Raw genomic sequence first — 24,562 nt, forward strand, 5'->3', positions numbered from 1 at the left:
TCACGCGCCGCCTTTGCCGGATTCAGGCCGCGCGGGGCTTGGAGCCGAAACGGCCGTGCTTGCGAAAACGGACCATCCACCGCTCCAGGAACAGCGCCAGCGGGCGCGGATGCACACCCAGATCGCGGATGCCGGGCAACGTGCCGGTCGCCGCGCTGCCCGCCTTGAGCAGCAGCCACTGGTCCCGCGTCAACGGCGCGCCAGGCAGCCAGCCCAACGCCGCGATCAGGCTGGAAACACCGTCGGGCAGATCGATGAAAGTACGGTCCCGCGCCTCCGCGCGCGCGATCCGGCGGTTGAGATCGCCCATCGTGATCACTTCCGGGCCGGCCAGCTCATAGACCTTGCCCGCATGGGCCGCGGGGTCGGCGAGCACGTTGCCCACCGCTTCAGCCGCGTCGTCCACGCTCAGCGGCTGCAACCGCGCGTCCGGACCGAATACCGGGACCACGGGAAAAGCCGCGATGATCCGGCCGAACATGGTGACGAACTGGTCATCGTCGCCAAACAGCACCGACGGACGCAGGATCGTCGCGCCGGGGAACGCGGCGCGCACCGCAGCCTCGCCTTCGGCCTTGGTCCGCGCATAGGCCACAGGCGATCCGGCATCGGCGCCCAGCGCCGAGACATGCACGAACGCGGTTGCCCCGGCCTGCGCCGCCGCGGCGGCGATGCGCCCGGCGCCCTCGCCCTGGATCGCGTCGAGATCGCCCTTGAAGGCCCCGACCAGGTTCACCACCGCGTCCGCGCCATGGACAGCGGCGGCGACCGCCTCGGGCTTGCTCACGTCCACGCGCAGGAACTGCACCTGGCCAAGATTGCCCAGCGGCTTGAGATGAAACGCCTTTTCCGGATGCCGGCTGCAGATCCGCAGGCGCGCACCGCGCGCCAGCAGTTCCTGCGCCAGATGCGTGCCGAAGAAGCCGCTGCCGCCGATCAACGTGACCAGCCTGCCTTCAAGATCGCGCGTCCTGCCCTTGCCCATATCCGTCAACCCGCCAGAAAATAGCCGTGCGCGGACCGGAACACCCGCCGCGTGCGCGAAAGCCTTTGCACGCTGGATTGGCCAAATTCAATGGCCAAGAAAAAGAGTCGGCATCATTCGACACGTCGCGGTTGACACCCGCGAATCCATCCCGTATCGGCGCGCTCCTACCCGGCGATGAGCGTTCTGGCCCATCGCCTCCGTGCCCAGATGGCGGAATTGGTAGACGCACCGTCTTCAGGTGGCGGCGCTCGAAAGGGCGTGGAGGTTCGAGTCCTCTTCTGGGCACCAAAACTCCTGCGGGAGTGGCATCAAAGATCTTGAAAAAACCGCAGAATTCTGCCAGTTTTGGCTGGATTTTGATGCCGCGTGTTTCACGCTGTTTCAGGCCGTGCCCCCACAATCAGGGGCATGGAGCGGGGCATATGCCCCCACATGCCCTTTTCTGGCGAAAGGTCATGCCCCCAAATGTCACTGACAGCCTTACAAATCCGAGCTTTTTCGCCCGGAGCTACCGCCTACAAGCGCGCCGATGAGCGCGGCCTCTACCTCGAAATCTTCCCCAACGGCTCGAAGCTCTGGCGGTTGAAGTATTACGTAGGCGGGAAAGAAAAGAGGATCGCTCTTGGAGCCTGGCCCGAAGTTAGTCTTCAGGCGGCCCGCCTCGAGCGCGACGAGCTCAGACTGCGTATTGCGAAGGGCGAAGACCCTGCTTTGACGCGAAAGAAGAACAAGGCGACGGCCAAGATCAGCGCCGCCAACACCTTCGAGTCGGTCGCGCGCGAGTACATCGAGATCAAGATGGTCGGCGAAGGCCGGGCCGAGGCCACCCTGCTCAAGGCTCGCTGGTTCCTCGATCTGCTCAAGCCCGCGATCGGGCACATGCCGATTTCGGATGTCGACCCGCAAATGATGCTCGCCCCGCTCAAGAAGCTTGAGGCACGCGGCAATCGAGAGACTGCCAAGAAGTGCCGCTCGTTTGCGAGCCGGGTGTTCCGCTACGGCGCCGCCACTGGCCGCTGCACCACGGACCCGACGGCCATCCTCAAAGGTGCGCTGCTGACGCCACAGGCCCGCCATTATGCGGCGATTCTCGAACCGGAGAAGCTGGGTGAACTGCTGCGCGCCATCGATACGTTCGAATGTTACCCTATCACCAAGCTTGCGCTGAAGGTCGCCCCGCACATTTTCGTCCGACCGGGTGAAATGCGGCATGGCGAGTGGCAGGAGATCGACTTCGAGAAGGCGATCTGGACGATCCCCGCAGGGAAGATGAAGGCGCGGCGTACACACGCAGTGCCCCTATCGCGCCAAGTGCTCGAACTGCTCACGGAGCTGAAGGCGATCACCGGGGGCCAAGGCTACATTTTCCCAGCCTTCCACACCCGGCTACGACCGATGAGCGAGAACACGATCAACTCGTCGTTCCGCCGCATGGGCTACAGCAAAGATGAGATGACCGCGCACGGATTCCGTTCAACGGCTTCAACCCTGCTCAACGAAAGCGGTCTCTGGCACCCCGATGCGATCGAACGCGCGCTGGCCCACGGCGACAGCAATGCCATCCGTGGCACTTACAATCGAGGCCAGTACTGGGATGAGCGCGTCAAGATGGCGCAGTGGTGGAGCGACTATCTCGATGAGCTGAGGTCTGGCAGAGCGTTTGATTGACAACGGCTGGGGAGCGGCTCTGGGGATGTTGCATCGCGCATTTGAACAAATGCCGCTCCCCAAAACATGGCTTTTCTAGAGCATCAAATTTGAAAGATCTAATCTTCTTACGATTATAGCGACCTCAAATCTACCGCTACCTTCCCCAAAATCTTCTGGGGAGAATCGAGCACTCAGCACGATTGTCTTCGACGCGATAGTCTTTAATTCATATGTCGTGCATTCGATTTTCTGCTTACGAGAGGTCTAGTATCTCAGCCATCAATTTCTCACCATATTTAAGCTTCATACGAAGCACGAACGCAGGCTCAGCATCGTTCGCAAATGCAAGCAGGCCTACAAGCTTTCTTAAATTTTCCGCATCGAGTAAGCCTTTTTCATAATGGTGTATCATCGCACGAATTAATTTCTTCCGCTCTCGTCCGATCGAGATCGTACCATCATTCGTCAACGTAAGGCCTGTCACAACTCTACGATACTTCGTAGTCGCAAAGACTGTCTTTTCATCGTTTAAGGTCAGACGAGGCCGATTGATTTCGCGCAATGTCGTTCTGACGATTTTCTCAATAGGCTGAAGATAGCCAGTTCGCTTTGCAGAAAAGGTTAAATCGTCGGCATAGCGAGTGTATGTGACCATCTCTCTAGCAGCTCGTTCAGCCATCAAACGGTCAAAATCATACATCAAGAGGTTAGAGATATGCGGTGAGGTCGGCGCTCCAATCGCCAATCGCATGCCCGCTGACGTTCTAGTGGACTTAAAAAGTAGCCGTGCCGACAGCTCGCGATCTTCCAAATCGTCCAGCAGGCCATGCGCTTCTGTGTATGCCACCCAGTCACTCGCCTTGATAGACGGGAAGAAATTCTTGAAATCCAGCTTTAAGATCGGCCCGTTGTGCATATGCCGCCCGGCGTTTTCCTTTATCGAAAGCCCTTTTTCGTAAGCTGTCGCGGATGGATGCACCGGAAGATTCTGGAGAAATTGTTTCTGGAAAAGCCTTTGAAGGAGCTTCACTTCTTTAGCAGGTTGCGAAATTGGACGATCTTCGCCATTACGCTTCTTGATGGTATAGTGCTTGTAACGGCGATGCGCCGTAGCAACGATTTTTCGCACATCGTTCTCAAGCAGCCCCGAGCCAGAAGCAAGTTGTTCGATCAAATGCCCCATGGCATGTTCCTTACTTCCAGTATGGCGTTATACCGATCTTCGTCATTTTCACGCCAACTCTCAAGAATCGCTAAACGGCGTTTCGTTCTAGCCGACGGAAGAGCGCCATCGCTTATCTTGAACTGTGCTGCATCCCTATCGAGAGATTTATTTGAGAAAATGAGCCAACGATCACCTTTCCTTACTGTCTTAACCCATTTCAATTGTTCTGCACATAAAAGGAACCTATCTAGCTGCTCCTCGCGAAGTTCAACGCCGATATGCTGAAGCGCTAGAAGAATTTCGGCCTTCTCCAAAGCGCCGAATTCCTGACAGAACCCGACCATCGCTTTGATGATATGTCCCTCTTTATTTAAGTCAAATGTTGTATGCGATGGTATCGATGCGAGTCGCTTATCAATTTTTGGTCTAATCAATTTTTTAAGTCTGTCTGAATCTATGGATTTCAAATTTCCAGGAGATCCATTGAGGCTTGCGAAGGTGAAAGTCACAACCGCCGCGTCATTCTCGTTCAGTAAGGCTTGGAGCGGACCTAATCGAATGTAGGACTCGACGTGAAAATGCCGCTCTTCGATGATAACCAGTGTTCGGCTACGAATTTCTTCAACGGTACAGAAGCTACCTAGCTCGCAAAAACTACCCTCGCTCTCGCAGAACAAGAGTATTATTTCACAAAGTTGAGCGATATCGCTCTCGAAACGCAGGAAATCATCGTACTTGGCGCTCTTAATATAGAATGCATTTATGTCCTCCGCCCGCACCAAAGATGCATCGGGCGGAATGGCGCCATCGATAATTTTGTAGAACACGTCTCTCAGAGACTTTGGATCATCCTCAGGCTTATCGGACATATGTCCGCCACATAGGAGGATAAATTTGGTAGGTGCTCTGACCCAGATTGCTTTCGGATCCATTTGTATCAGGAACTCAAAAAGCATTAAAATAGCTTACCTATGCTCCGGAAGAGTCCGATACGAGATCGAGCGGAGCGGCTCTGCAAGAGCCGATCTCGTATCGGACTCTTCCGGAGCCACAAGTGTGACCAATAATTTGAAGTCCAAACGAAACGTCGGACTAGATGCCGTTAGGCACCCAAAACGCGTAAGCTGTTTCACTACATAGCGGGCAAGCGGCGGGTTTTAAAGGGGGAATTTCGTGCGTTTGATGCAGTCCCTCCGAGCGAAGATGAGCAGCCGATTGGGTTTGGCTTTTACGACCATGTCGGTCCGCCAATGCGAATCGTGGCTGTCGCCCAAAGATCCACTGGCTAGATCGATTTGGGCACGCTTCAATCTGCACGCCTGATGCTATGGGACAGCAACGGGTTGACGGCGAGGATGACATCCTGGATTCAGTTTGAGAGTTTAGAGCACACTGGCGAGGCCGTTGCCGGGCGCTAAGCGCCCGGCTGCACCTTCTTGGCCTCGTCGTCCATCGGCGTGCGCAAGACGATCCGGCCATTGATCGGCACGACCTCGAGCTGGAGCGACAGGCCCTTGCGGTCGCGGTGGAACCAGGCGGCTCCGACCTTGGTCCAGAAGGCCTTTTCGCCGCGATTGCTGACGTGCCAGGCGATGAAATCCGGGGCTTTGGGCTCGGGCGCGCTGTCGGGTGCGGATGTTTGGGTAGTGCGGGCCATGGGATGTTCCTTTAGTGTTGGTGGCTCGTTGCACCAAACAGGAAGGCCGCGCGGCAAAGGGCGAGGGGTCATGTTCAACACGGGTGACGGAACGGAACCGGCGCGGGCCGGACATTGACCGTCGACCGCGTGCGGCCAGTGCGGGTGCTCAAAACGAAGCCGCCAGACCGAAGGACGCCCAGGCCCATCCCACCATCCCCCGCTTGCACCGCGCCGCGCTCTGTCCCAAACCCTTGTCATGGCAATGGAAGGCACCGCGCGGAAACGTTGGAGCGAGGAGGAGACGGTGCTCGCGCTCTACCTCTATTTCCAGCTGCCGTTCGGGAAGTTGCACTCGGGCAATCCGGAGATCCAGACGCTCGCCGCTGCCATTGACCGGTCGAGCAGCTCGGTGGCGATGAAGCTGTGCAACTTTGCCAGCCTCGATCCGAAGATCACCGAGAGCGGGCGCAAGGGGCTCGACGGTGCATCGAAGCTCGACCGCGCCACCTATGCTGAGTTCGGGCAGGACTGGTCGGGTCTGGTGGCGCGGGCCGAAGAGCTGTGGTCCAGCCAGGTCGACCGCCAGATCGCCGCCGCGCAATCAATACCGCCCGCCAGTCAGCGCCTCCACGAGAAACGCAGCGAGTTCAAATTCGAGCCGTGGCAAGGCGAGTCCACGACGCAGGCGGTAGTGAACCAGCGCGTCGGCCAGGACTTTTTCCGGCGCGCGGTGCTCGCCAATTATGAAGAGGCTTGTTGCATTACCGGCATTGCTGACCCGCGCCTGCTGACCGCCAGCCATATCAAGCCGTGGGGCAAGGACAGCCAGAACCGTCATAATCCCGCAAATGGCTTGCTGCTATCCGCCACGCTCGACCGCGCCTTCGATCGCGGGCTGATCACCGTGGACCGTGCGCGCCGCATTCATGTCTCCCGCCAGCTGCGCGACAGCCGCAGCCGCGAAACCCGCGACTATTTCCAGCAATTCGAAAAGGCGACCTTGCGCCCGGCGGCGCGGTTCGATCCGGAGCCGGCCTTTCTCGATTGGCACAATGAACACTGCTTTGTGGATCACCGCGCCGCCTGACGTGTCAGGCGGCGCGCTTGGACAGCAGACCTCAATCCACCGATCCCATCAGAACAGCGACAGCTGCGCCTCCTCGCCTGCGACGAACATGACGGGCGGACCACACATCACAAGTTCCCGTCCGGCGTGACGCACGATAATGCCATCATAAATGCCTGCCTGATCACCGCGCGCGCGATCGCCATCGCTGCACCGATCATGATAGCTGCGCGCCGCGCCGCCATACAGCGATGGATGCACGAGCCGGTAGGCCTCAGCTCCCGCAGGCCCTGTGCCAACACAGACCCAAAGCTTTCCACCGTATCGGAATGGCTTGCGGATGGGCTGACCCATGCCGATGCGGTCGGCGCTGTAGCTGGCGCGAATATCGCCTTCGCCAACCTGCTTCTCGCTGGCGTGGCACCACGCACCGAAAGCAAGTCGCGACGGTTCCACCGTGTGGGAGCGGGCCGCCATATCAATACTCGCCTGCCAACATAATGGTCAGCACCCGCCGCGTAACGGCAGGATCAGCCGGGTCCTCACTGCCGAACCGCAACGCGCGGTCATAGGCATCGATTTTCCAGAGCACGGTCATGGCAACATCCACAGGCCGCGAAGTCGACCAGACACCGTCCACCCCCTGCCAGATCGCCCCGAAGTCGCGCTCGCCATAGGGATCATTGTCCGGCGTGAAGGCATCGAAGGTCTCGACCAGCTCGCGCAGCCGCGATTGATCGTCTTCGGGCAAGGCCCGAACGCCCTCGGTCGCCACCACCACACAGGCAATGCCCATTGCGCGGCGCGCCAGATCATTGAGCCGCGCAATCCGCTCGGCACGGGACAGCACCGCGCCGCTCATGACGCGATGCTCCCGCCGCATTCGCACAGCCGCACCAGCTCGCCAAAATCCTCGCGCTCGCCGAGCTCGTCGGCCAGTTGCTGCACCGCCGCCAGCGGCAAGCCGTTGTCATGCGCCAGCATGCGCAGCCAGTCCTCGCGGCACTCGGCCCCGCACGCGCGGTAATTCAAGATCAGGTCACCCATGGTCCAAACTCCATCCGGCAAAGCCGCATCCGTCACGCGGCATGCGGCTCTGCCTTCCGGCGAGGATGGGAGGGGGAGGGAAAACCCTAATCGATGCCCTGGCGCGGGCCAGCAGGCGAAGCCTGCCACACGGGGGTGACGATTGGGGTTTGGGAACGAGAGGGCAAAGCCCTTGGCGTTCCCCTCAAGGATCGCCGCAGCGATCCGCACAAACACGGCGCCCTTGCACGGCGCCAAGCCGCCGGACGCCCTGCGCGCGGGCCAAGTGGGCCAGCGGGCGTCCGGCAATGACAGAGGCAAGAGCGCCTGCGGGTCAGCTCAGGAACGCCGCGCCCTCAGGAGCATGGCCACCGGCCATGCGGGACAGAGCGCGTCCTCCAGAACCTCCCGCTCCGCCTCCCCCCGCTCCTGATCATTACCCAGATGGGCCGGGACTACAGGCCCGGTCCGCGCCAGCGGATAGAGCAGGTCGCCCGGCAGGGTAGCGCTCTGAACTGCTTGAAGTTATTACTATCCCGATTGCCGGGTACTGCGGAAATCTGTGGTCTAAATGACGGTGTGGCGATACGTTGGATACATGATCGGGGGAAACTCGAATTTTGCATTTCTACAAAAGCTTGAGCCCCAGGCTTACCGCCTTGGGGCCTTGGCTGAGCGTTACTTCGCCGACGATCCCAACACATGCCTCATCAAGCTGAGGCAGCTTTCAGAACTCATCGCACAGCTGACCGGGTCGCGCTTCGGGTTGGAAGTCTCCCCCTCAGACAATCTCGCTGACCTGCTGCGGCGACTGAAGTTCGAGTGTAGCCTTCCGCGTGAAGTCTGTGAGCTGTTCCACTCCCTGCGCATCGCCGGGAACGAGGCGGCACATGGCGGCGCTGATGACCATGCCGGGGCTCTCAACTCACTGAAATTAGCCCGGCAGCTTTCAATCTGGTACTTTCGGACCTTCCATCGCCCGGCCGAGAAGCTTGGGCCGTTCGTGCCGCCAATTGCGCCAAGCGATGCCAACGCACCGCTTATCGAAGAGCTAAGCCGCCTGAAAGCGGAGCTTGTCGCAACACAGACAGAAGCGGAGCGCCTGAGAGCAGAGGCCGAAACAGCCGCCGCCGAGCGGAATTCTGCCGAGCAAATCGCCGCGAGCGAGCGCGAAGAGCGGGCGGTCTGGGAAACCTTGGCTGAGGATGCGGAGCGCGAACGCCTGCAGCTATCGGCGCAGCTCAAGGCAGCACTTGCGTCCGCGCGAAGCGATGATGCACCAGCGCCGGAAATCGTCGTTGAACTTGCGCGCGACGCTGCTGACCAGATCAGCCTCGATGAAGCGGGCACCCGCGCGCTGATAGATCAGCAGCTTCGTGATGCTGGCTGGGAGGCCGATACTCCCACGCTTCGATACTCGAATGGCACCAGACCCGTGAAAGGACGTAACCGGGCCATTGCCGAATGGCCGACGATGACAGGTCCGGCAGACTACGCCCTGTTTTGCGGGAAGACTCTTGTCGGTACGATAGAAGCCAAGCGCAAAAACAAGAATGTCATGGCCGTGCTGCGCCAGGCTGAGCGCTATGCGTCAGACATTCACATGCAGGAATCGGAGTTCGCCGAGGGCGGACCGTGGGACGTGTTCAAGGCTCCGTTTGCATTCTCGACGAACGGCAGGCCCTATCTCAAACAGGTTGAAGCTCTGTCCGGCATCTGGCGGCGGGATCTGCGAGACCCGAACAACCCAGCTGAAGTTCTGGCCGGGTGGCCTTCACCGCAAGGGCTCACCGAGCGTCTTGCTGTCGATGTCAAAGCCGCCACCCATGAGCTGGCGACCCAGCCATTCGACTTCGGTTTCCCGCTGCGCCATTATCAACGCAATGCCATTGAGGCTGTCGAGGGAGGTCTGGCCGAAGGTCGCAAAGCCATGCTCGTCGCGATGGCAACGGGCACCGGCAAGACCAAACTAGCCATCGCAATGCTCTATCGCTTGATTTCAGCAAAGCGCTTTCGCCGGGTCTGCTTTGTTGTCGACCGGAGCGCGCTGGGGCGTCAGACAAAGGACGAGTTCACCTCCACCAAGGTGGTCAATGGGAAGGCGTTCGCCGACATCTTTGGCCTCAAGGGTCTGGCCGATGTTGCGCCGGATGAAGAGACCCGAGTTCATATCTGCACAATTCAGGGCCTGGTGCGCCGCGTGCTCTATTCCGAGAGTGCCCAGGACGCGCCACCGATTGATCAATATGATCTGCTGGTGGTCGACGAATGCCATCGTGGCTACCTGCTGGATCGCGAAATGTCGGACAGCGATCTCAGCTTCCGGGACCAATCTGACTATGTGTCGAAATACAGGCGCGTGCTGGAGCATTTCGATGCTGTCAAAATCGGGCTGACGGCCACCCCTGCGCTCCATACCACTGACATTTTTGGCGAACCGATCTTCACCTATTCCTACCGCGAAGCTGTCGTCGACGGCTTCCTCAACGACCATGAGCCACCAATCCGGATTGCCACAAAGCTGTCGGAGGGCGGTATCCAGTTCGTTCGCGACGAAGCGGTGGATTTTGTCCACCCCGGCACGGGCCAGGTGGAAACCGTAACCCTGCCCGATGAAATCGGGTTTGAGGTCGAGCAGTTCAACAAGAGTGTGGTGACGGTTCCGTTCAACCGGGCAATTGCGCGGGAGCTGGTCAAATATATCGACCCTGCCGATCCTGACAAAACCTTGATCTTCGCTGTCTCGAAGGCGCATGCCGACATTCTTGTAAAGGAGCTGCGCGACGCATTCCGCGATGCCTATGGCCCGATGAAGGATGAAACAGTCCAGCGTTTGACCGGCGACGTCGACAAGATCGAAAATCTCATCCTCGCGTTCCGCAATGATCCCCTGCCAAAGGTCGCGGTCACGGTCGATTTGCTCACCACCGGTGTCGACGTCCCCAAGATCACGAACCTTGTGTTCATGCGGCGGGTGAATAGCCGCATCCTTTACGAGCAAATGCTGGGGCGCGCGACACGTCTTTGCCCGGAGATCGGCAAGGAGGGCTTCCGCATTTTCGATGCGGTTGATCTTTATGCGCACCTCCAGAACATGACGGACATGAAGCCGGTCGCGGCTGATCCCAAGTTCACGTTGACCAAACTGTTCGAAGAGCTGCAGGGGCGCGGTGATGCCGAACACAAGAACCGTGTCCGCGAGCAAATCATTGTCCGCCTGCGTCGCCGGCTCAAAAAACTGTCGCCTGAGGCGCGGGCCAAGTTTGAGATTGAAGCTGGCGAAACGCCCGAAGCTAGCCTTGATCGCTTCGTCAAAGGCGATCCGATTGACTTGGCTATCTGGGCTGCCGACCGACCCAATCTCGGCCCAATCCTCGACTGGACGAACGAGGACGGAACGCCTCGCATGCTCCCGATATCGGAGCACCCCGACGAGGTGACCAGCGTGACCCGCGGCTATGGCTCCGCTGACAAGCCGGAAGACTTCCTCGACAAGTTTGCCCAATTCGTCCGCGACAATGTCAACCGGATTGCCGCGCTGCGGATCGTCGTCCAGCGTCCGCAAGAACTGACCCGCGAGGAATTGCGTCAGCTCAGGCTCGCGCTCGACGCAGAGGGTTTCACAGACAGCAAGATCAAGCGCGCCTGGGTCGATGCCACCAATCAGGACATTGCGGCGTCGATCGTTGGTTACATCCGCCAGGCCGCGATTGGCGACCCGCTCGTTCCCTATGCAGACCGCGTGCGCCTCGCCGTTGAAGCGATCTTGCGAAAGCGCGATTGGACGGATGTGCAGCGCAAGTGGATTGAACGGATCGGCCGCCAGCTTGAGCTTGAAATCGTAGTGGATCGGGCTGCGTTCGATGCCGAGCCTTTCGCCTCGCTTGGTGGCTGGCCACGCATCGACCGGGTGTTTAATGGCGAGCTGGAACAGGTCGTTCGCGACCTCAATGAGAGCATTTGGAAAGAGGCAGGATAATGAACGGACCCAGGGCGCGTGAGACCGTTCAGAAGCTTTGGAACGCCAGCAAGAGCCTTCAGGGTGGCGGGGTCAGCTACTACGAATATGTCACCGAACTGACCTACCTTTTGCTGCTCAAAATGCTGGAGGAGGTATCGCGAGACGGCAAGAAGCTCGAGGAGCGGCTTCCTGCGGAGTACCGGTGGAAGGCTTTGAAGGCTAAGGAAGGCGAAGAGCGCCTCCAGTTCTATCGGACGCTTCTGGTCACCCTAGGCGACAAGTCCAAGGTCAATTTCCCGCTGGTCAATCAGGTCTTTACGGACGCAAAAACGTCTCTGTGTTGAGTTGCACTGAGAAGTGACCCGGGAGGGTTATAAGTTTTCACTGAGAATTGACCCATGTTTTCCTCGCCCCTGGCTGACAGTCAGGAGGCATCGGAGTGATCGACATGGACCTACTCAGTGTGATCCGCCGCTGGCATTTTCGGCAAGGCATCCCCATTCGCGAGATCCGGCGGCGGACTGGATTATCGCGCAACACGATCCGCAAATATCTGCGCGATGACGCGGTGGAGCCGACGTTCAAGGTTCCCAAACGGCCGAGCAAGCTTGATCAGTTTGCAGAAAAACTGACGACGTGGCTGCGGGTGGAATCTGGCAAGTCGCGCAAACAGAAGCGAACAGCCAAGCAGCTACATGCAGATCTGGTTAAGCTGGGCTACGAGGGATCATACAGCCGTGTTGCCGCCTTCGCCCGCTCGTGGAAGACCGAACGCCAATATGAAAAGCAAACCAGTGGGCGCGGCACATTCGTACCGCTGATCTTCCAGCCCGGTGAGGCCTTTCAGTTCGATTGGAGTGAAGATTACGCCCTTCTGAATGGCCGGCCTACCAAGCTGCAGGTGGCCCATACCAAGCTCTCCCACAGTCGGGCGTTCATCACGCGAGCCTATCTGCTGCAAACGCACGAGATGTTGTTCGACGCACTGACGCAGGCCTTCCGGGTGCTGGGCGGCGTGCCTCAGCGTGGAATATTCGACAATATGAAGACGGCTGTAGACCGGATCGGCCAGGGCAAAGTCCGACAGGTCAATGCGCGGTTCGCTGCCATGGCCAGCCACTACCTGTTCGAAACGGATTTTTGCAATCCGGCCTCAGGCTGGGAGAAAGGTCAGGTCGAGAAAAACGTTCAGGATGCGCGTCGACGGTTATGGCAGCCAATGCTGCGTGGCGACAACTACGATGGCCGGTTGAGCGGCAACTATGATGGCCGGTAGGATCGGTTGTCTGGGCTGATCGTAGGGAGGGGCGTAGCCCCGACCGGAGAGCGGACCAGACAACCGGTGGCGATCTTTTTCCCCTTCTTTCGGGGGGGCTGATCGGGGCTGTGGCGGGCGGTGGTATCGGAACACTCATCGAACAACGAGCGATGGGTTTGCGATGCCGGGCCACCACATTTCCGATCAGCAGGTATTTCTCTTCATGACCCATCGTCGCCAACACACCCAGGCCGTCGCGGCTGCCAAGGCCGGTATCAGCGAGCGCAGCGCACGCCGGATCGAGAACGATCCGCAGCTTCCGTCCCAGAAGAAGAAGGAGCGCCACTGGCGCACCCGCGCCGATCCGCTCGAGCCATTCTGGCCACGCGTCGAGGAGTTGCTCCAGATCGACGGTATCATTGCCGTCACGGTCTTCGAGACGCTCCAGGACGAGTTCGGCGAGGATGCTGTTCCCGATGCGATACGACGAACACTTGAACGCCGGATCGCCCGCTGGCGGGCACTGCACGGCGGCGAGAAGGAGATCTTCTTCCCGCAGCATCATGAGCCCGGTCGGCAGGGCCTGTCGGATTTCACGGTATGCGACAGTCTCAAGGTCACCGTTGCCGGCGAGACCCTGGCCTATCGCCTTTACCACTTCCGCTTGGCGGCGAGTGGCTGGGAGCATGCGGCTGTCGTGCTGGGCGGGGAGAGCTTTGCCGCCCTTTCGGAGCACCTGCAGGATGCCTTGTGGAAGCTGGGCGGCGCGCCGGCCGAACACCGCAGCGATTCCCTGTCAGCCGCCTACAAAAACCTCGACGCCGATGCGCAGCGGGATTTTACCCGAAGCTATGACGAGCTGTGCCGTCATTACGGCATGCTCGCTACCCGCAACAACCGCGGCGAGGCGCACGAGAACGGATCGATCGAAGGTCCCCATGCCCATCTCAAGCGACGGCTCGATCAGGCCTTACGCCGGCGGGGAAGCCGCGATTTCGTCAGCATCGAGGCCTGGCGCGAGTTCGTTGAGGCGCAGGTCGCCAGACAGAACCGGCGGCATGCTGCGCACATCGATGCAGAACGCAGGGTACTCAAGGCGCTGCCCGCAAGGCGAACCACCGATTTCGCCATGGTCACCGTCGATGTCACCCGCAACGGCACCGTCGCCATCGATCGGGTTACCTATTCGGTGCCTTCCCGCCTCGTCGGACGGCGCCTCAACGCGCATCTCTTTGACGATCGCATTGAGCTCTTCCTCGGTCCGGACAGGGTAATGTCCACGCCGCGTGTGCGGATCAGCCATCCCCACCGGGGGCACAGCATCGATTTCCGGCACATGATCGGTAACCTGCGCCGCAAGCCTGGTGCGCTGCGCAACCTCGTCTACCGCGAAGCCCTGTTCCCCGATCACGCCTACCGGCGGGCCTGGCAAGCCTTCGATGCCCAACTCGATGGACGGCAGGCCTGCCGCGATGCCGTCGCGCTGCTCGATATCGCCGCCAGGGGCGACTGTGTCGACGTGCTGGCCCGGCGGATCGATGAGGCACTCGACAGAGGGCGCTTGCCCGATGTCGATGCGCTCAGGGACGAGTTCCTGCCAACCGCAAGATCGCAGCGCGATGTCACTATCCCGCCTCCCGATCTGCACAGCTACAACAGCTTGATCGCCAGCGGGGAGGTGTACTGATGACCCGCACCAAGGACCAGGCCGCCGCCGTGCTGCCTACCCTGCTCAAGGCCTTGCGCCTGCCGAGTATCAACCGCAACTGGAAGCGCCTCACCGACACCGCCGATCGCGATGGCTGGCCGGCCGCCAACCTGCTGGCCTCGCTTCTCGAGATCGAGATGGCCGATCGCTCCTCCCGGCGCATCCAGCGCCATCGCGACCAGTCCGGCTTGCCCGCAGGCAAGACCTTCGCCACCTTCGATTTCGACGCAGCCCCCGGCATCCGCAAACCGCACCTCTTGTCCCTCGCCGCCGGTGACGACTGGATCGAGAGCGGCGGCAACCTGCTGCTGTTCGGCCAGAGCGGGACCGGCAAGACGCACGCAGTTGCTGCCATTGGTCATGCCCTCATCGACACGGGGCGGCGCGTCCTGTTCTGCTCCACCACCGACATGGTCCAGAAGCTCCAGTCCGCGCGCCGCGACCTCAGCCTACCCGCCATGCTCGACAAGCTCGACAAGTTCGATCTCATCGTGCTCGACGATCTGTCCTACGTCCGCAAGGACCAGGTCGAGACCAGCGCCTTGTTCGAGCTCATCGCCCACCGCTACGAACGCCACTCGCTCGCCATTACCGCCAACCAGCCATTTTCGGCATGGGACAACGTCTTCCCTGATCCCGCTATGACTGTCGCCGCGATCGACCGCCTCGTGCACCACTCGATCATCATCGAGATGAACGGCGAAAGCTACCGCAAACGTTCCGCCGTCGCCCGTATCAACGCCGGCGATTACGACCCGCCGAATGGCGCCCCGGACCGGCCATCATAATTGTCGCTGGCTTCGCGCTCGGGAGCACCCTTGCTGAGGCAACGGGTAATTGTCGCCAGCGGCAATTACATGCCAACCATCCCATGCGCTTCAGACCCTCGCTTCCGGCCAGCGTCAGCGACAATTACCCAGCGTCGTAATTGTCGCTCGACGGTTGCTCCCCGCAACAGCAAATGGTAGCCAGAATTCACCAACCGGCGCGGCCACCTATCGGCCATCATAATTGACGCCGACCGGACTCCGTAATCGTCGCGCTACACAATGCCCAACTTCCCAGATCTTGATGCCCTCAATGCCTGGTTGGAAGAGCGGTGCATCGCACAATGGGGAGAAATCCAGCATGGCGTCCTCCCCGGCACAGTTGCCGATGTGCACGCCGTTGAGATTATCAGCCTGATGCCGATGGGGCGGGCCTTCGATGGCTTTGTCGAACATACCAAGCGCGTGTCGCCGACCTGCCTGATCGCGTTCGAGCGCAATCGCTATAGCGTTCCTGCATCCTTTGCGAACCGGCCAGTGAGCCTGCGGGTCTATCCTGATCGGTTGGTCATCGCGGCCGAGGGGCAAATCTTGTGCGAGCACAACCGGATTATCGACCGTTCTCACCAGAAGCCGGGGCAGACGATCTATGACTGGCGGCACTATCTGGCAGTTGTTCAGCGCAAGCCTGGCGCTTTGCGCAATGGGGCGCCATTCCTCGAAATGCCCGAAGCCTTCCGGCAACTGCAGGGGCATCTGCTCAAGCGGCTCGGTGGTGACAGGGAGATGGTCGAAATCCTCGCCCTTGTTCTACAGCATAACGAACAGGCTGTGCTCAGCGCCGTCGAACTGGCCCTCGAAGCTGGGGTGCCGACCAAAACCCACATCCTCAATGTTCTGCACCGCCTGATCGATGGCAAGGCTCCACCGGCATCCCCAATCGATGCCCCGCAGGCCCTGCGCCTCGCCCAGGAGCCTGTTGCCGATGTCGAACGCTACGACACGCTGAGGGCGTTACGCCATGCGTCATGATCCGGCCAGCGCCGCTGTGGTTGTCATGCTACGTGGCCTCAAAATGTATGGCATGGCGCAAGCCGCTGGTGATCTGATCGAGCAGGGCGCGCCAGCCTTTGATGCTGCCGTTCCGATCCTCTCACAGCTTCTCAAGGCGGAGATGTCCGAGCGGGAGGTCAGGTCCATTGCTTACCAGATCAAGGCAGCCCGGTTCCCGGCCTACAAGGATCTGGCAGGCTTCGACTTTGCCGTCAGTGAGGTCAACGAGGCGCTCGTGCGTCAACTTCACCGTGGTGACTTTATGGATAGCGCCGACAACGTCGTACTGATCGGCGGACCAGGCACCGGCAAAAGCCACATCGCGACGGCTTTGGGCGTCCAGGCGGTTGAGCATCACCGCAAAAAGATCCGCTTCTTCTCCACCGTCGATCTGGTCAATGCGTTGGAGCAGGAAAAGGCCGCAAACAGAGCGGGCCAGTTGGCCGAGCGTCTGTTGCGCCTCGACCTCGTCATCCTTGATGAGCTGGGATATCTACCCTTCAGCCCTTCAGGCGGGGCCATGCTGTTCCATCTGCTCAGCAAACTCTATGAGCGGACCAGCGTTGTTATCACCACCAACCTGAGCTTCAGCGAGTGGTCCAGTATCTTTGGCGATGCCAAAATGACCACCGCCCTGCTGGATCGCCTCACGCATCATTGCCATATCCTTGAAACCGGCAATGACAGCTTCCGCTTCAGAGCCAGTTCCGCCGCCCCAAAATCCAGAAAGGACAAATCACCCGCTTGACCCTGCTCGTCGCAGGCAGCACATCATCCACGCCCACCCGGGTCACTTCTCAATGAAAATCCCGGGTCACTTCTCAGTGCAACTCAACACTCGAACACCTCGACCTTGCCCGCGCCCCACTGGCGCAGCCGCCAGTCCACGGATGAGCCGTCGGCGGCCTTCAATGCAACAGCGGCCTTGTCCGGATCGATCCGCTCGACCCGGTAGGCAGAGCCTCGCGTCACGCCCTTGTCGGCATAGTCGCGGGCGAAGCGGACAACATCGCCGATCGCATAGCTTGCGGCTTGCCGGGTTTCAGCACGGGTCAGTCCCTTGGCTTCCAGGGCCTCGAACCGAACGGCCGCGGATGAGAGCTCGCCGCGCTGCACCAGCTGCTGCCGGATCATGGCGGTTAGAGTGTCGCGCCCGTCGCGCGAAGGCTCGATCACCAATGTGCGCACACGCTCGGTAGGGCTCAGGGCAACATAGCGCTGTGCCATCGTCGCTAGACGGGCATCCCTGCTTGCACCTTCGATCACGTCGCCGCCGCCGCGCTCCAGCGCCGCGAGCGCCTTGCCGGCATGGCCCTCGATTGACGCCATGACGGCTTCGCGGGTGTCGGCATTGGTCTGCCGCACAACGTTGGCCAGTTTTGCGGTGGCCATGCCCGCCTGCTGCAACTGGGCGAAAGCTGCGCCCGCGCCGACTGAGCCAAGCTGCCTGACGTCCCCCACCAGCACAAGCCGTGCACCGGCCTTGTCAGCGCTGGCCATCAGAGCTGCCATGTCACGCGCCGAGAGCATCGAAGCTTCATCCACGATCCAGACCGCACCCTTGCCGAGCCCCTTGGCCTCCGGTGACACGAGATGCCGCGCGACCGTATCACCGCGAAGGCCCAGCGCCTCTCCCAGGACTGTCGCAGCCGAAGCCGTCGGCGCAAGCGCGGTCACCGTCAGCCCACTCTTCGCCGCTTCACGAGCATAGGTCGCCAGGACGGTCGTGGTCTTGGCGGTCCCGGCATAGCCTTGCACAGCTGCCACGCGGTCACGCGAGGTGAGCAGCGCTGAGGTCGCGCGCTTCTGATCGTCGGTCCAGGCAAAGCCAGCCCGCGCGGATTGCCTTGCGGCACGCTCGACCGTCCGCGCAGCAGCGAGCGACGAAGCCAGCGGTACAGAAACGCCGCGCCCGGCGGCTTCCAAGCGCAGCATGGCCTGCTCGGTGGCGATGGCTTCGGGCGTGGTGAACCCCGCAGACTCTGCGCCGCGCCGGTCTAGATAGGCGCGCGGGACCAGCGCGCCGCGCTCGCCCGCTTCGGCAATGGCAGCGCTGATGGCGTTGTGGCTGAGCCTGCCAAAGGCATAGTCACCCGCCTCTCGGGCCAGCGTGCTGGCCGGGAACACGGCCTGACGCTCGGACAGCTTGGCGGCAGCCCAGGCGACCGCCCGGGCAGCGAGGATCTCAGGGCTAGCCGCCAGTTCGCCTGCCCTTGCCCGCTCTTTGGCCTCCGCGATGGCGCGCGCCTGCGCCGCCTCGCCAAAGCCCTTCGCCTCTGCCGTCGCGCGCCAGTCGGCGCGCAAGCTCTTGTGGTCCGCATGGCTTTTGGCCTCTCGTGTATCAAGCGCGGCGATCTGCTTCTCGGCGGCGCTGGCCTCCTCACGGCTCGTGCCGCGCTCGGCAAGGCGCTCTGATATAGACCCGATCACGCTCGCCATTTCGGCAAGATCGGTCTCCCGGTCGGTGCCGTGCAAGAGCGCAAGGAAGCCTGCATCGATAACCTTCAGCAGCAAGGCATACTCCGAAAGTCCGCGCCGGTTTGCGAAGCCGGACAGGGTTCTTGCCTGCGACGGATTGAGGCGGATAGTCCGCTTGATGTAGCTTGCCATCACCACCTCCCGCGCGCGCTTGAAGCGCGCTCCCGAAATGGCGCAATTGCGACGTTTGTGGTGGCTGCGCTGAACGAGCGCGCTCTGCGCGCGCACCAAAAGCCGCAGAAATCCTTGCTGCACGCGTGCGTGGGGTGTGTATCCCTTTTCCGGGCCCGATGCATCGCATCGTGGCCCTTCACAGGTTCCGGTGAATAGTCCTGGCTGTGCTCCATTAGATATCCCCCAGGTCCCGAGGTACTCGCGCGAATGCGCGGATCTGACGCTCGGCTTCAGCATCGGCGGCAGCGCGGTCGGGGAACGGCTTTTCGGGAAGCGCGGGGACGAATGTGAGGTCCTTGTCCTGCATCCATTTGCGCACCGACCGATCGACCACAGCACGCAGTGTCTCGCGCAGATCGAAAGCATCTTCAGGGGACAATCGGGCCCATTGGAGATGGTGGAGAATGAACCCGCCGAGCGGGTATGTTTTGTCGCCGATCGCGACCAGGGGACCTTCAAATTGGGCCGAGAATTCCTCGCCCTTGAAGCGATCGATCATGGGTCGTTCGAAGTAGAGCCAGTCGGCGATGAAGTTGCGGTAACAGCTGCCATCGAGGCCCGGGCGACTGAGCCGCCTGACGTAATCGTCGATCATCAGTTCTGTCAGAGACTTGTATCGGTCATTGACCGGGACACGAACGAGCGCCCAGCCTTCCGCGCGCAAGGCGGCTTCCAACATGGAGAAAATGGACATTTTGGGAATGCTTTCTGCGGGCCACTGCCCGCCAATCGAGGGGGTCAGTAGCGGCGCAGCGGAAGGGCGTTGATCCATTCCGAGATGTCGGCGGCGCGCCAGCGAATGCGGCCCCCACCGATGTCGACGGGGTGGGGAAAGCCCCCTTTTCGCATCTTCCTCCAGATGGTGGAGCGACTGCGAATGCCGGTGAGGCGCAGCACCTCCTGGCAGGTGATCAGTTCGGTATTGGACATGACAGATTCCTCTTGGTTCAAGGTTCTGTCACTGGCGCCGTCGTCCCCTTCCGGAGTGACCGGTTGACCGTCGCAGGGCGCGCCGCACGACGGTCCTGTATTCAACCCGACACCCCTGCCTGAGCTTCAGTGACCATCAGAAGCTATGTGCGACGCCTGGCTGTTGGAAAGAACAAAACAGGATCAAATACCGTTCCACATCCTGCGAGGACGCGAGTGGACGCACCGGGACGCATTGCGGCCAGCAAGAATTGTGTGAACGACAAGCTCACGCTCGATTATGGCGGTGATCGACGGCAACCGCAGCGCATTGTGTCGGTGTTTGTTGCCGGAATCTGCGCGACTCGGTTGCGCCCATCTATCGTCACGAGCGGAGGCTTCGCCGAGCGCCTCGTTGGCGACGGAAACCTCATGGGCTGCGGACCCTAGCGCGGACGAAAGTCGGGTATTCTGCCCCCATGGCATGTCGCAACTGGCCAAGCCTACGGTTACGCAAGCAGCACATTCTCCAAGGCAGCGATCAGCTCATTTCGCTTCCCGTCAGGAAGTCGGTCGAGGTTCTGTCGCTTCCAGAGAACGGCAGGCAGTTTGTCGGCTCCAGGTATGCCGAGAAGGTCCCAATCGGGCGTGCCTTTCTTGAAGCCGACAATGAAATGCCGATGAGCTTCGGGCATTTCAGCGACCATCGCAGTGATCAGCGCCTCGCGAGCGGCTTCAAGTTCGGCAAGTTCAACCGGCTCGATGGTCATACCGACAAACCCCCGCGCATATTCCTCTGTCAGTGGTTTGCGTGCGGGGGCGAGGATCTCTGCCATCGGCCGATTATGGCTGATGAGATAGACTAGGAATGCCCGGCGCAGCTCGTCCCCTATCCCCTCATGGGCGAGAAGGTCGCGCACATCAAACAGGTCGCGCGGATGCTGGCGATCAAGAGCTGCGACGATCTTGCCGGCATAGAGGTCGGCAAAGGAGACAACCGGTATTTCGGCAAAGCCGAACTCCTCTTCGACCCTCGGTACCACAGGCGTGATGACAGGTTCGTAGACTGTGCCGCGCAAGACCGGCGTGATCTCAATCTTGATCTGCACATCCCCGGAACGGACGATCAGCTTGGTAACGATGTCGTCGCCAGCAGAGCGAGACGGATGGATCTTCGCGCCTGGAATGCCGCCGCCAATCTGCTCTGCAATTCGCAGCATCGCGGCATCTATGGCCTTGAGCGATGTGGCGCGGTCCTCGACCGGCAGATAGGTCAGATCAATATCGACAGACAGGCGGGGCATGTCGCGCACAAACAGATTGATCGCAGTTCCGCCTTTCAGGGCAAATGCCTGCTCCCTGGCGACAAAAGGGATGGTGCGGATCAGGAGCGCGACTTGCTGCCGGTAGGTATCGAGGAAAGCCATGCTCTCATTGGCCTCCCAGGTCAGACGGGACGGTTATCTGGTAGGTGGGATCGAGCTTGCCGCCTTTCACGAGAACGCGCTTGCCCGCCCCTAGATCGACCCGCTCCATGTCGAGCCGCGATCGCCAGGCATGGCGGTGCCGGTCAGCAAAGAAGAAGAAAAGCCGCTTCACCTTCACGCTTGCGCAGGCCTCGAGCAGGGTCTGCAATCGACGCGGACTGAGGTCAGTCATGCCCTCCATCAACATATCGACCTGATGGAAGCTTTCGCGGTGCGGGAGCTCGTCGAGAAGTTCGAGCAGCGCACGCTCCTTGCTGGAATATCGTATTGGGAGGCTCATGCCGGCAGCACTGTACATCACAGGTTGCGGCGCTGGTGGGGCATCAGCATCGCTCGGAAACAGGCGCAGGCTGTTGTGCCACTGGAAGTCTATATCGAGGGGCAGATCGGCCAGCCAGGTCGGGGCGCGTGTCGGTCCATAAAGGTGGACCTCGCGCATCCGCGCGGAGAGATAATGCGCATAGCCAAGCTCCTCGAGCGCAGTGCGCCCGCCTACCGTGAGCGGCAGATCCATGAGGTATTGAAGCGATATGACGACCTGTTCCCAGGTCAGCGGGGATTGGGATCGGCGATAGACGCGGCGCGCTGGGCTATGGAGCCATCCTGCACGCACATATTGGCTGCGCAGTGCAGAAGAATAGCCTTGGTCCTCTAACCAGGCAGCATCCACTAGCAGCCCATCGGGGAGCTTTTGCTGCAGCTGGTTTAGTTTTCCCTCAAAACGCGTAGCCATGCTTAGCCTTATGGCACATTCTCAAACCAACGTCGAGTTTAAGTTTAGTCGATTTCGCTAAGCTAAACTTAGCATTTTTTCTCATTGTTAAACCAGAGGCATCGGCGTCATGGTTCTCGATGCCCCACAGATTGGGGTGCGCGCCGAAAACTCGGCAACCTCGAGTCAGATCAATTGACCCTGTCGCTCAGACACCTTGCTCCGACGTCTCTGCCGACGCTTGAAGCTCCACGGTGGCTCGGGATTGTCCATCGCCCAAAGGCCTCGCCGATCACGCCGGGCATCGTCTTGCGCTGCAAAATACTCCGTCTCGCGGTCAAACGTATATTGCTCGGCCACCCAGGCCCAGCCGTTCACAATCATCTCGAGCTCGATGTTGCGCGTGACGGGACGCGCTCGCTTGACCGATCCGCCGCCCCGCTTGCCCTCGTGATAATAGTCAACCGTCCCGACATCCATCTGCTCCGTCAGGAATGCCATGCACAGCACCCGCTTGTACGAATCGATGGGCATGTAGCCAGTGGACTCCTTGCCGACCGGGTCGAGTCGCAGCTCCTTGTCCGCGATGAGACCGGCCAGAAAGTCCTTGGCTTCCTGACCGAATGGTTGCGCCATTTCGGGCGCATCGATGAACGCAAAGCGGAACGGAACGCGCTCAACCCAAGCCTGGCGGTAGGGATGCCAGACGCTTGCCAGAAAGCCATCGCCGTCGAAGACTTTCCGGACGGTCGCCTTGAAAACGTCGTCGGGACCTGCAAGGCCCGGATCATCGGGTACGATGATCATGCTGACCCACCTCGACGAATGCGGTGTCGTTTCTTCTCTTGATCGAGTGTGCGGACTTTGGACGCAAAGGCGATTGACCGGTCCCAGGCCAACGCCGGAGCCAAGCAAAGCGCTGAGGATCATGGTGGAGAAGGAATTCGCGGATGCGATGCTGCTCATCAATGGGGGCGCGCATCAGCAGTCCGCGCCAATCATTGTCGATCGTTTGGCGCGAAGCGCCAAGGCTCTCGGCCTTGGCATACCATTCGCGCCCTGCCTGGAGGTCACCAAGCTCGATGTGGACTGCGCCCAACAATGTGCAGGGCCTGTAGTCGCTCGGGGTCAATCGATGCGCGTCGTTTGCCAATGCCTTCGCGTCGTCGAGGCGGCGCAGGTCACGCATTGCTCCGCCGCGCGTTGTTGCAAGGGCCGAATGTAGTTTGGGATTTGGACCGATCTGCGCCCGCGCTGCTGCGGTCAGGCTCAAGGCTTGCTCGGGTTCATCTGCCTTGCGCCAATGCGCGCTCGCGTTCACGGCATCCCAGGGATTACCGCTGGTTTCCCATGCTTTTGTGAAGGCTTCGGCTTCCAATGCATGGAAGACTTTCTGCAGCGATTCTGTCCAGCAGTCATCGGCCTCAGTCTTCAGCCATGCGACGTCCTCGGCCTTGAGGCGCTGCCGATTGGCGACTTGCCTGAGAAGCGCCATCACGCGCGGATAGTCCTCGCTTTCGACATATCCTATGCCGAAGCGCTGCCGCAGCTCCCTTGCTTCCCGCTTCCGGCGCAGCACGGGATCATTCGCCATGGCGGCAAAGGTCTCCCTGACCGCGGCGGCTTTTGCCTCTTCGCATGCCGCCCGTTCTGCCGCATCCTTCACGGCCTTGGCCGAAGCTTCCTCAATGCGCGCTGCCTGCTCCTGCTCGGCCTGGGGGCGAAACTCTCCTTGAGTGATCTTGCCATCGGACAAGGCGCAGAGGGCGTGAAGACCCGACGCGACGAGAAACTGTCGCTGCAACGCGGTCACTTGCTCGCCAGAATCGATCTTCAACAAGATCCCGTTCAAGCGAGCTCCCAATTGGGACGCGCCGGGCAGGTCCTCCAGAAGATAGCGTTTCGCCAAATCGCCGCGCAGAGATTGTGTCATGGCCCTTCGCTACGTCTGGGGTTATGCGCACTAATGGTATCTACAACTCAGATATCGCGCAGCTTTCTATGTGCCACACCGACCTTTTGGATCTCTTAACATCTCCGGGTTGTGTCGTTGCCGGAGCGGGACGCTGCTGCGGCACACGGAAAGAGCTGGAAGCCAAAGCTAAATTGATTGGCCTTAGAAGACATCCTTGATCGAGGGGCCACGCTCTCGCGGCCCGATCTTGATATCGAGATCGAGGCTCGCGATCACGCGGAGCAGCGTGCCGAGCTTTACTCCGACGCTGCCGTTCTCGATGGCTGATATGGTTTTCTGCTGTGTACCGGAAATGTCGGCCAGCTCTGACTGGGTCATCCCCTGCCGCACACGCGCACTCTGGATGATTGCACCTAGCTGCCTCGGCAATCTTACAAGCTGATCCATCACTGCCTCCGTTGGCCCTTCTATACCCTCTAAGGTATAAACCCGCAATATACCCTGTGGGGGATCAACCTGCCGCTTTCGAGAGCTCTCCGACCGGGGGAGCATGGTCAGCAGTTCATGGCCGTAGGTGCCATGTCATGGCGCGATCGAATTGTGGGG

At 60.4% G+C, this 24,562-nt stretch carries 22 protein-coding genes, 1 tRNA gene and 2 pseudogenes; 10 read left to right on the forward strand and 15 right to left on the reverse strand.

The genetic code is table 11. The features are described 5' to 3' along the window. Nucleotides 1–22 precede the first annotated feature (22 nt). Complete coding sequence (locus FA702_RS06320; RefSeq protein WP_136955435.1) at nt 23–985, reverse strand: complex I NDUFA9 subunit family protein; 963 nt, start codon at nt 983–985, stop codon at nt 23–25. A gap of 204 nt (nt 986–1,189) precedes the next feature. Between FA702_RS06320 and FA702_RS06325 the strand changes: the two genes are divergently transcribed. Both FA702_RS06325 and FA702_RS06330 read left to right on the forward strand, forming a co-directional pair. Continuing rightward, nucleotides 1,190–1,276: transfer RNA gene (locus FA702_RS06325), tRNA-Leu, on the forward strand. 177 nt (nt 1,277–1,453) lie between these two features. Continuing rightward, on the forward strand, nt 1,454–2,656 hold the full coding sequence (locus tag FA702_RS06330) for an integrase arm-type DNA-binding domain-containing protein (RefSeq protein ID WP_136955436.1): 1,203 nt from the start codon (nt 1,454–1,456) through the stop codon (nt 2,654–2,656). A gap of 235 nt (nt 2,657–2,891) precedes the next feature. On the opposite strand, the gene FA702_RS06335 is transcribed toward FA702_RS06330, so the two are convergent. From FA702_RS06335 to FA702_RS06345, 3 genes are all read right to left on the reverse strand, one after another. After that, complete coding sequence (locus FA702_RS06335) at nt 2,892–3,821, reverse strand: retron St85 family RNA-directed DNA polymerase (protein ID WP_136955437.1); 930 nt, start codon at nt 3,819–3,821, stop codon at nt 2,892–2,894. After that, nucleotides 3,809–4,672 carry a retron St85 family effector protein gene (locus FA702_RS06340; protein ID WP_136955438.1) on the reverse strand — a complete coding sequence of 288 codons (864 nt, stop codon included), beginning with the start codon at nt 4,670–4,672 and terminating at the stop codon, nt 3,809–3,811. Before FA702_RS06340 ends, FA702_RS06335 begins: the two co-directional genes overlap by 13 nt. A 545-nt stretch (nt 4,673–5,217) precedes the next feature. After that, entirely contained in the window at nt 5,218–5,460 is a 243-nt protein-coding gene (locus FA702_RS06345; protein WP_136955439.1) for a hypothetical protein, read from the reverse strand. Between the two features lie 238 nt (nt 5,461–5,698). Between FA702_RS06345 and FA702_RS06350 the strand changes: the two genes are divergently transcribed. Further along, nucleotides 5,699–6,529, forward strand: a complete 831-nt coding sequence (locus FA702_RS06350) for an HNH endonuclease (RefSeq protein WP_136955440.1) — start codon at nt 5,699–5,701, stop codon at nt 6,527–6,529. A gap of 48 nt (nt 6,530–6,577) precedes the next feature. On the opposite strand, the gene FA702_RS06355 is transcribed toward FA702_RS06350, so the two are convergent. Genes FA702_RS06355 through FA702_RS06365 form a run of 3 tightly spaced genes read right to left on the reverse strand, consistent with a single transcriptional unit; the run spans nt 6,578 to nt 7,555 of the window. Further along, complete coding sequence (locus tag FA702_RS06355) at nt 6,578–6,985, reverse strand: hypothetical protein (RefSeq protein ID WP_136955441.1); 408 nt, start codon at nt 6,983–6,985, stop codon at nt 6,578–6,580. A gap of 1 nt (nt 6,986) precedes the next feature. Next, the gene (locus FA702_RS06360) at nt 6,987–7,370 is read right to left on the reverse strand and encodes a DUF3768 domain-containing protein (RefSeq protein ID WP_136955442.1); all 384 of its coding nucleotides are present in this window, start codon (nt 7,368–7,370) and stop codon (nt 6,987–6,989) included. Continuing rightward, entirely contained in the window at nt 7,367–7,555 is a 189-nt protein-coding gene (locus tag FA702_RS06365; protein ID WP_136955443.1) for a hypothetical protein, read from the reverse strand. The genes FA702_RS06360 and FA702_RS06365 overlap by 4 nt, the downstream gene beginning before the upstream one ends. A 577-nt stretch (nt 7,556–8,132) precedes the next feature. On the opposite strand from FA702_RS06365, the gene hsdR reads away from it, so the two are divergent. The 7 genes and pseudogenes from hsdR (at nt 8,133) to istB (FA702_RS06400) (ending at nt 17,029) form a co-directional block, all read left to right on the forward strand. Further along, nucleotides 8,133–11,513 carry a type I restriction-modification system endonuclease gene (hsdR, locus tag FA702_RS06370; RefSeq protein WP_136955444.1) on the forward strand — a complete coding sequence of 1,127 codons (3,381 nt, stop codon included), beginning with the start codon at nt 8,133–8,135 and terminating at the stop codon, nt 11,511–11,513. After that, entirely contained in the window at nt 11,513–11,839 is a 327-nt protein-coding gene (locus FA702_RS06375) for a type I restriction-modification system subunit M N-terminal domain-containing protein (protein ID WP_210417599.1), read from the forward strand. The genes hsdR and FA702_RS06375 overlap by 1 nt, the downstream gene beginning before the upstream one ends. Before the next feature lie 104 nt (nt 11,840–11,943). Further along, nucleotides 11,944–12,717: pseudogene (istA, locus tag FA702_RS06380) on the forward strand (IS21-like element ISRsp3 family transposase); the annotation flags it as partial. Nucleotides 12,718–12,976: 259 nt separating this feature from the next. Further along, nucleotides 12,977–14,440 (forward strand): IS21 family transposase, encoded by a 1,464-nt coding sequence (gene istA, locus FA702_RS06385; RefSeq protein ID WP_162832905.1) that lies wholly within the window; start codon nt 12,977–12,979, stop codon nt 14,438–14,440. Continuing rightward, nucleotides 14,440–15,249: an IS21-like element helper ATPase IstB gene (istB, locus tag FA702_RS06390; RefSeq protein WP_009823666.1), complete on the forward strand. Its 810-nt coding sequence runs from the start codon at nt 14,440–14,442 to the stop codon at nt 15,247–15,249. The genes istA (FA702_RS06385) and istB (FA702_RS06390) overlap by 1 nt, the downstream gene beginning before the upstream one ends. Before the next feature lie 261 nt (nt 15,250–15,510). Further along, nucleotides 15,511–16,260 (forward strand): annotated as a pseudogene (gene istA, locus FA702_RS06395) (IS21-like element ISRsp3 family transposase); the annotation flags it as partial. Next, entirely contained in the window at nt 16,250–17,029 is a 780-nt protein-coding gene (gene istB, locus FA702_RS06400) for an IS21-like element ISRsp3 family helper ATPase IstB (RefSeq protein WP_006955904.1), read from the forward strand. The pseudogene istA (FA702_RS06395) and the gene istB (FA702_RS06400), both read left to right, overlap by 11 nt. Nucleotides 17,030–17,112: 83 nt before the next feature. Here istB (FA702_RS06400) and FA702_RS06405 read toward each other — a convergent pair whose 3' ends face one another. The 8 genes from FA702_RS06405 to FA702_RS06435 form a co-directional block, all read right to left on the reverse strand. Next, entirely contained in the window at nt 17,113–18,891 is a 1,779-nt protein-coding gene (locus tag FA702_RS06405) for an ATP-dependent RecD-like DNA helicase (protein ID WP_255504735.1), read from the reverse strand. Between the two features lie 214 nt (nt 18,892–19,105). Continuing rightward, a complete protein-coding gene (locus tag FA702_RS23125; RefSeq protein WP_255504736.1) occupies nt 19,106–19,627 on the reverse strand; it encodes a hypothetical protein in 522 nt (173 codons plus the stop codon). A gap of 44 nt (nt 19,628–19,671) precedes the next feature. Beyond that, entirely contained in the window at nt 19,672–19,863 is a 192-nt protein-coding gene (locus tag FA702_RS06410; RefSeq protein WP_023836545.1) for an AlpA family transcriptional regulator, read from the reverse strand. Between the two features lie 488 nt (nt 19,864–20,351). After that, nucleotides 20,352–21,269, reverse strand: a complete 918-nt coding sequence (locus FA702_RS06415; RefSeq protein ID WP_136955445.1) for a nucleotidyl transferase AbiEii/AbiGii toxin family protein — start codon at nt 21,267–21,269, stop codon at nt 20,352–20,354. Nucleotides 21,270–21,273: 4 nt separating this feature from the next. Further along, nucleotides 21,274–22,062, reverse strand: a complete 789-nt coding sequence (locus FA702_RS06420) for a type IV toxin-antitoxin system AbiEi family antitoxin (protein WP_136955446.1) — start codon at nt 22,060–22,062, stop codon at nt 21,274–21,276. A 165-nt stretch (nt 22,063–22,227) separates the two neighbouring features. Beyond that, entirely contained in the window at nt 22,228–22,848 is a 621-nt protein-coding gene (locus FA702_RS06425; RefSeq protein ID WP_136955447.1) for a thermonuclease family protein, read from the reverse strand. After that, a complete protein-coding gene (locus tag FA702_RS06430) occupies nt 22,829–23,974 on the reverse strand; it encodes a hypothetical protein (RefSeq protein WP_136955448.1) in 1,146 nt (381 codons plus the stop codon). The genes FA702_RS06425 and FA702_RS06430 overlap by 20 nt, the downstream gene beginning before the upstream one ends. 183 nt (nt 23,975–24,157) lie before the next feature. Beyond that, a complete protein-coding gene (locus FA702_RS06435; RefSeq protein ID WP_136955449.1) occupies nt 24,158–24,403 on the reverse strand; it encodes a helix-turn-helix domain-containing protein in 246 nt (81 codons plus the stop codon). Nucleotides 24,404–24,562: the final 159 nt, after the last annotated feature.

The organism is Novosphingobium sp. EMRT-2 (genome assembly GCF_005145025.1).
Lineage (GTDB): Bacteria > Pseudomonadota > Alphaproteobacteria > Sphingomonadales > Sphingomonadaceae > Novosphingobium.

Bases quoted from the DNA above. Each gene is read 5' to 3' on its own strand.
- FA702_RS06320 (WP_136955435.1), bottom strand. From the start codon at position 985: ATGGGCAAGGGCAGGACGCGCGATCTTGAAGGCAGGCTGGTCACGTTG.
- FA702_RS06330 (WP_136955436.1), top strand. From the start codon at position 1,454: ATGTCACTGACAGCCTTACAAATCCGAGCTTTTTCGCCCGGAGCTACC.
- FA702_RS06335 (WP_136955437.1), bottom strand. From the start codon at position 3,821: ATGGGGCATTTGATCGAACAACTTGCTTCTGGCTCGGGGCTGCTTGAG.
- FA702_RS06340 (WP_136955438.1), bottom strand. From the start codon at position 4,672: ATGTCCGATAAGCCTGAGGATGATCCAAAGTCTCTGAGAGACGTGTTC.
- FA702_RS06345 (WP_136955439.1), bottom strand. From the start codon at position 5,460: ATGGCCCGCACTACCCAAACATCCGCACCCGACAGCGCGCCCGAGCCC.
- FA702_RS06350 (WP_136955440.1), top strand. From the start codon at position 5,699: ATGGCAATGGAAGGCACCGCGCGGAAACGTTGGAGCGAGGAGGAGACG.
- FA702_RS06355 (WP_136955441.1), bottom strand. From the start codon at position 6,985: ATGGCGGCCCGCTCCCACACGGTGGAACCGTCGCGACTTGCTTTCGGT.
- FA702_RS06360 (WP_136955442.1), bottom strand. From the start codon at position 7,370: ATGAGCGGCGCGGTGCTGTCCCGTGCCGAGCGGATTGCGCGGCTCAAT.
- FA702_RS06365 (WP_136955443.1), bottom strand. From the start codon at position 7,555: ATGGGTGACCTGATCTTGAATTACCGCGCGTGCGGGGCCGAGTGCCGC.
- hsdR (WP_136955444.1), top strand. From the start codon at position 8,133: ATGATCGGGGGAAACTCGAATTTTGCATTTCTACAAAAGCTTGAGCCC.
- FA702_RS06375 (WP_210417599.1), top strand. From the start codon at position 11,513: ATGAACGGACCCAGGGCGCGTGAGACCGTTCAGAAGCTTTGGAACGCC.
- istA (WP_162832905.1), top strand. From the start codon at position 12,977: ATGACCCATCGTCGCCAACACACCCAGGCCGTCGCGGCTGCCAAGGCC.
- istB (WP_009823666.1), top strand. From the start codon at position 14,440: ATGACCCGCACCAAGGACCAGGCCGCCGCCGTGCTGCCTACCCTGCTC.
- istB (WP_006955904.1), top strand. From the start codon at position 16,250: ATGCGTCATGATCCGGCCAGCGCCGCTGTGGTTGTCATGCTACGTGGC.
- FA702_RS06405 (WP_255504735.1), bottom strand. From the start codon at position 18,891: ATGGCAAGCTACATCAAGCGGACTATCCGCCTCAATCCGTCGCAGGCA.
- FA702_RS23125 (WP_255504736.1), bottom strand. From the start codon at position 19,627: ATGTCCATTTTCTCCATGTTGGAAGCCGCCTTGCGCGCGGAAGGCTGG.
- FA702_RS06410 (WP_023836545.1), bottom strand. From the start codon at position 19,863: ATGTCCAATACCGAACTGATCACCTGCCAGGAGGTGCTGCGCCTCACC.
- FA702_RS06415 (WP_136955445.1), bottom strand. From the start codon at position 21,269: ATGGCTTTCCTCGATACCTACCGGCAGCAAGTCGCGCTCCTGATCCGC.
- FA702_RS06420 (WP_136955446.1), bottom strand. From the start codon at position 22,062: ATGGCTACGCGTTTTGAGGGAAAACTAAACCAGCTGCAGCAAAAGCTC.
- FA702_RS06425 (WP_136955447.1), bottom strand. From the start codon at position 22,848: ATGATCATCGTACCCGATGATCCGGGCCTTGCAGGTCCCGACGACGTT.
- FA702_RS06430 (WP_136955448.1), bottom strand. From the start codon at position 23,974: ATGACACAATCTCTGCGCGGCGATTTGGCGAAACGCTATCTTCTGGAG.
- FA702_RS06435 (WP_136955449.1), bottom strand. From the start codon at position 24,403: ATGGATCAGCTTGTAAGATTGCCGAGGCAGCTAGGTGCAATCATCCAG.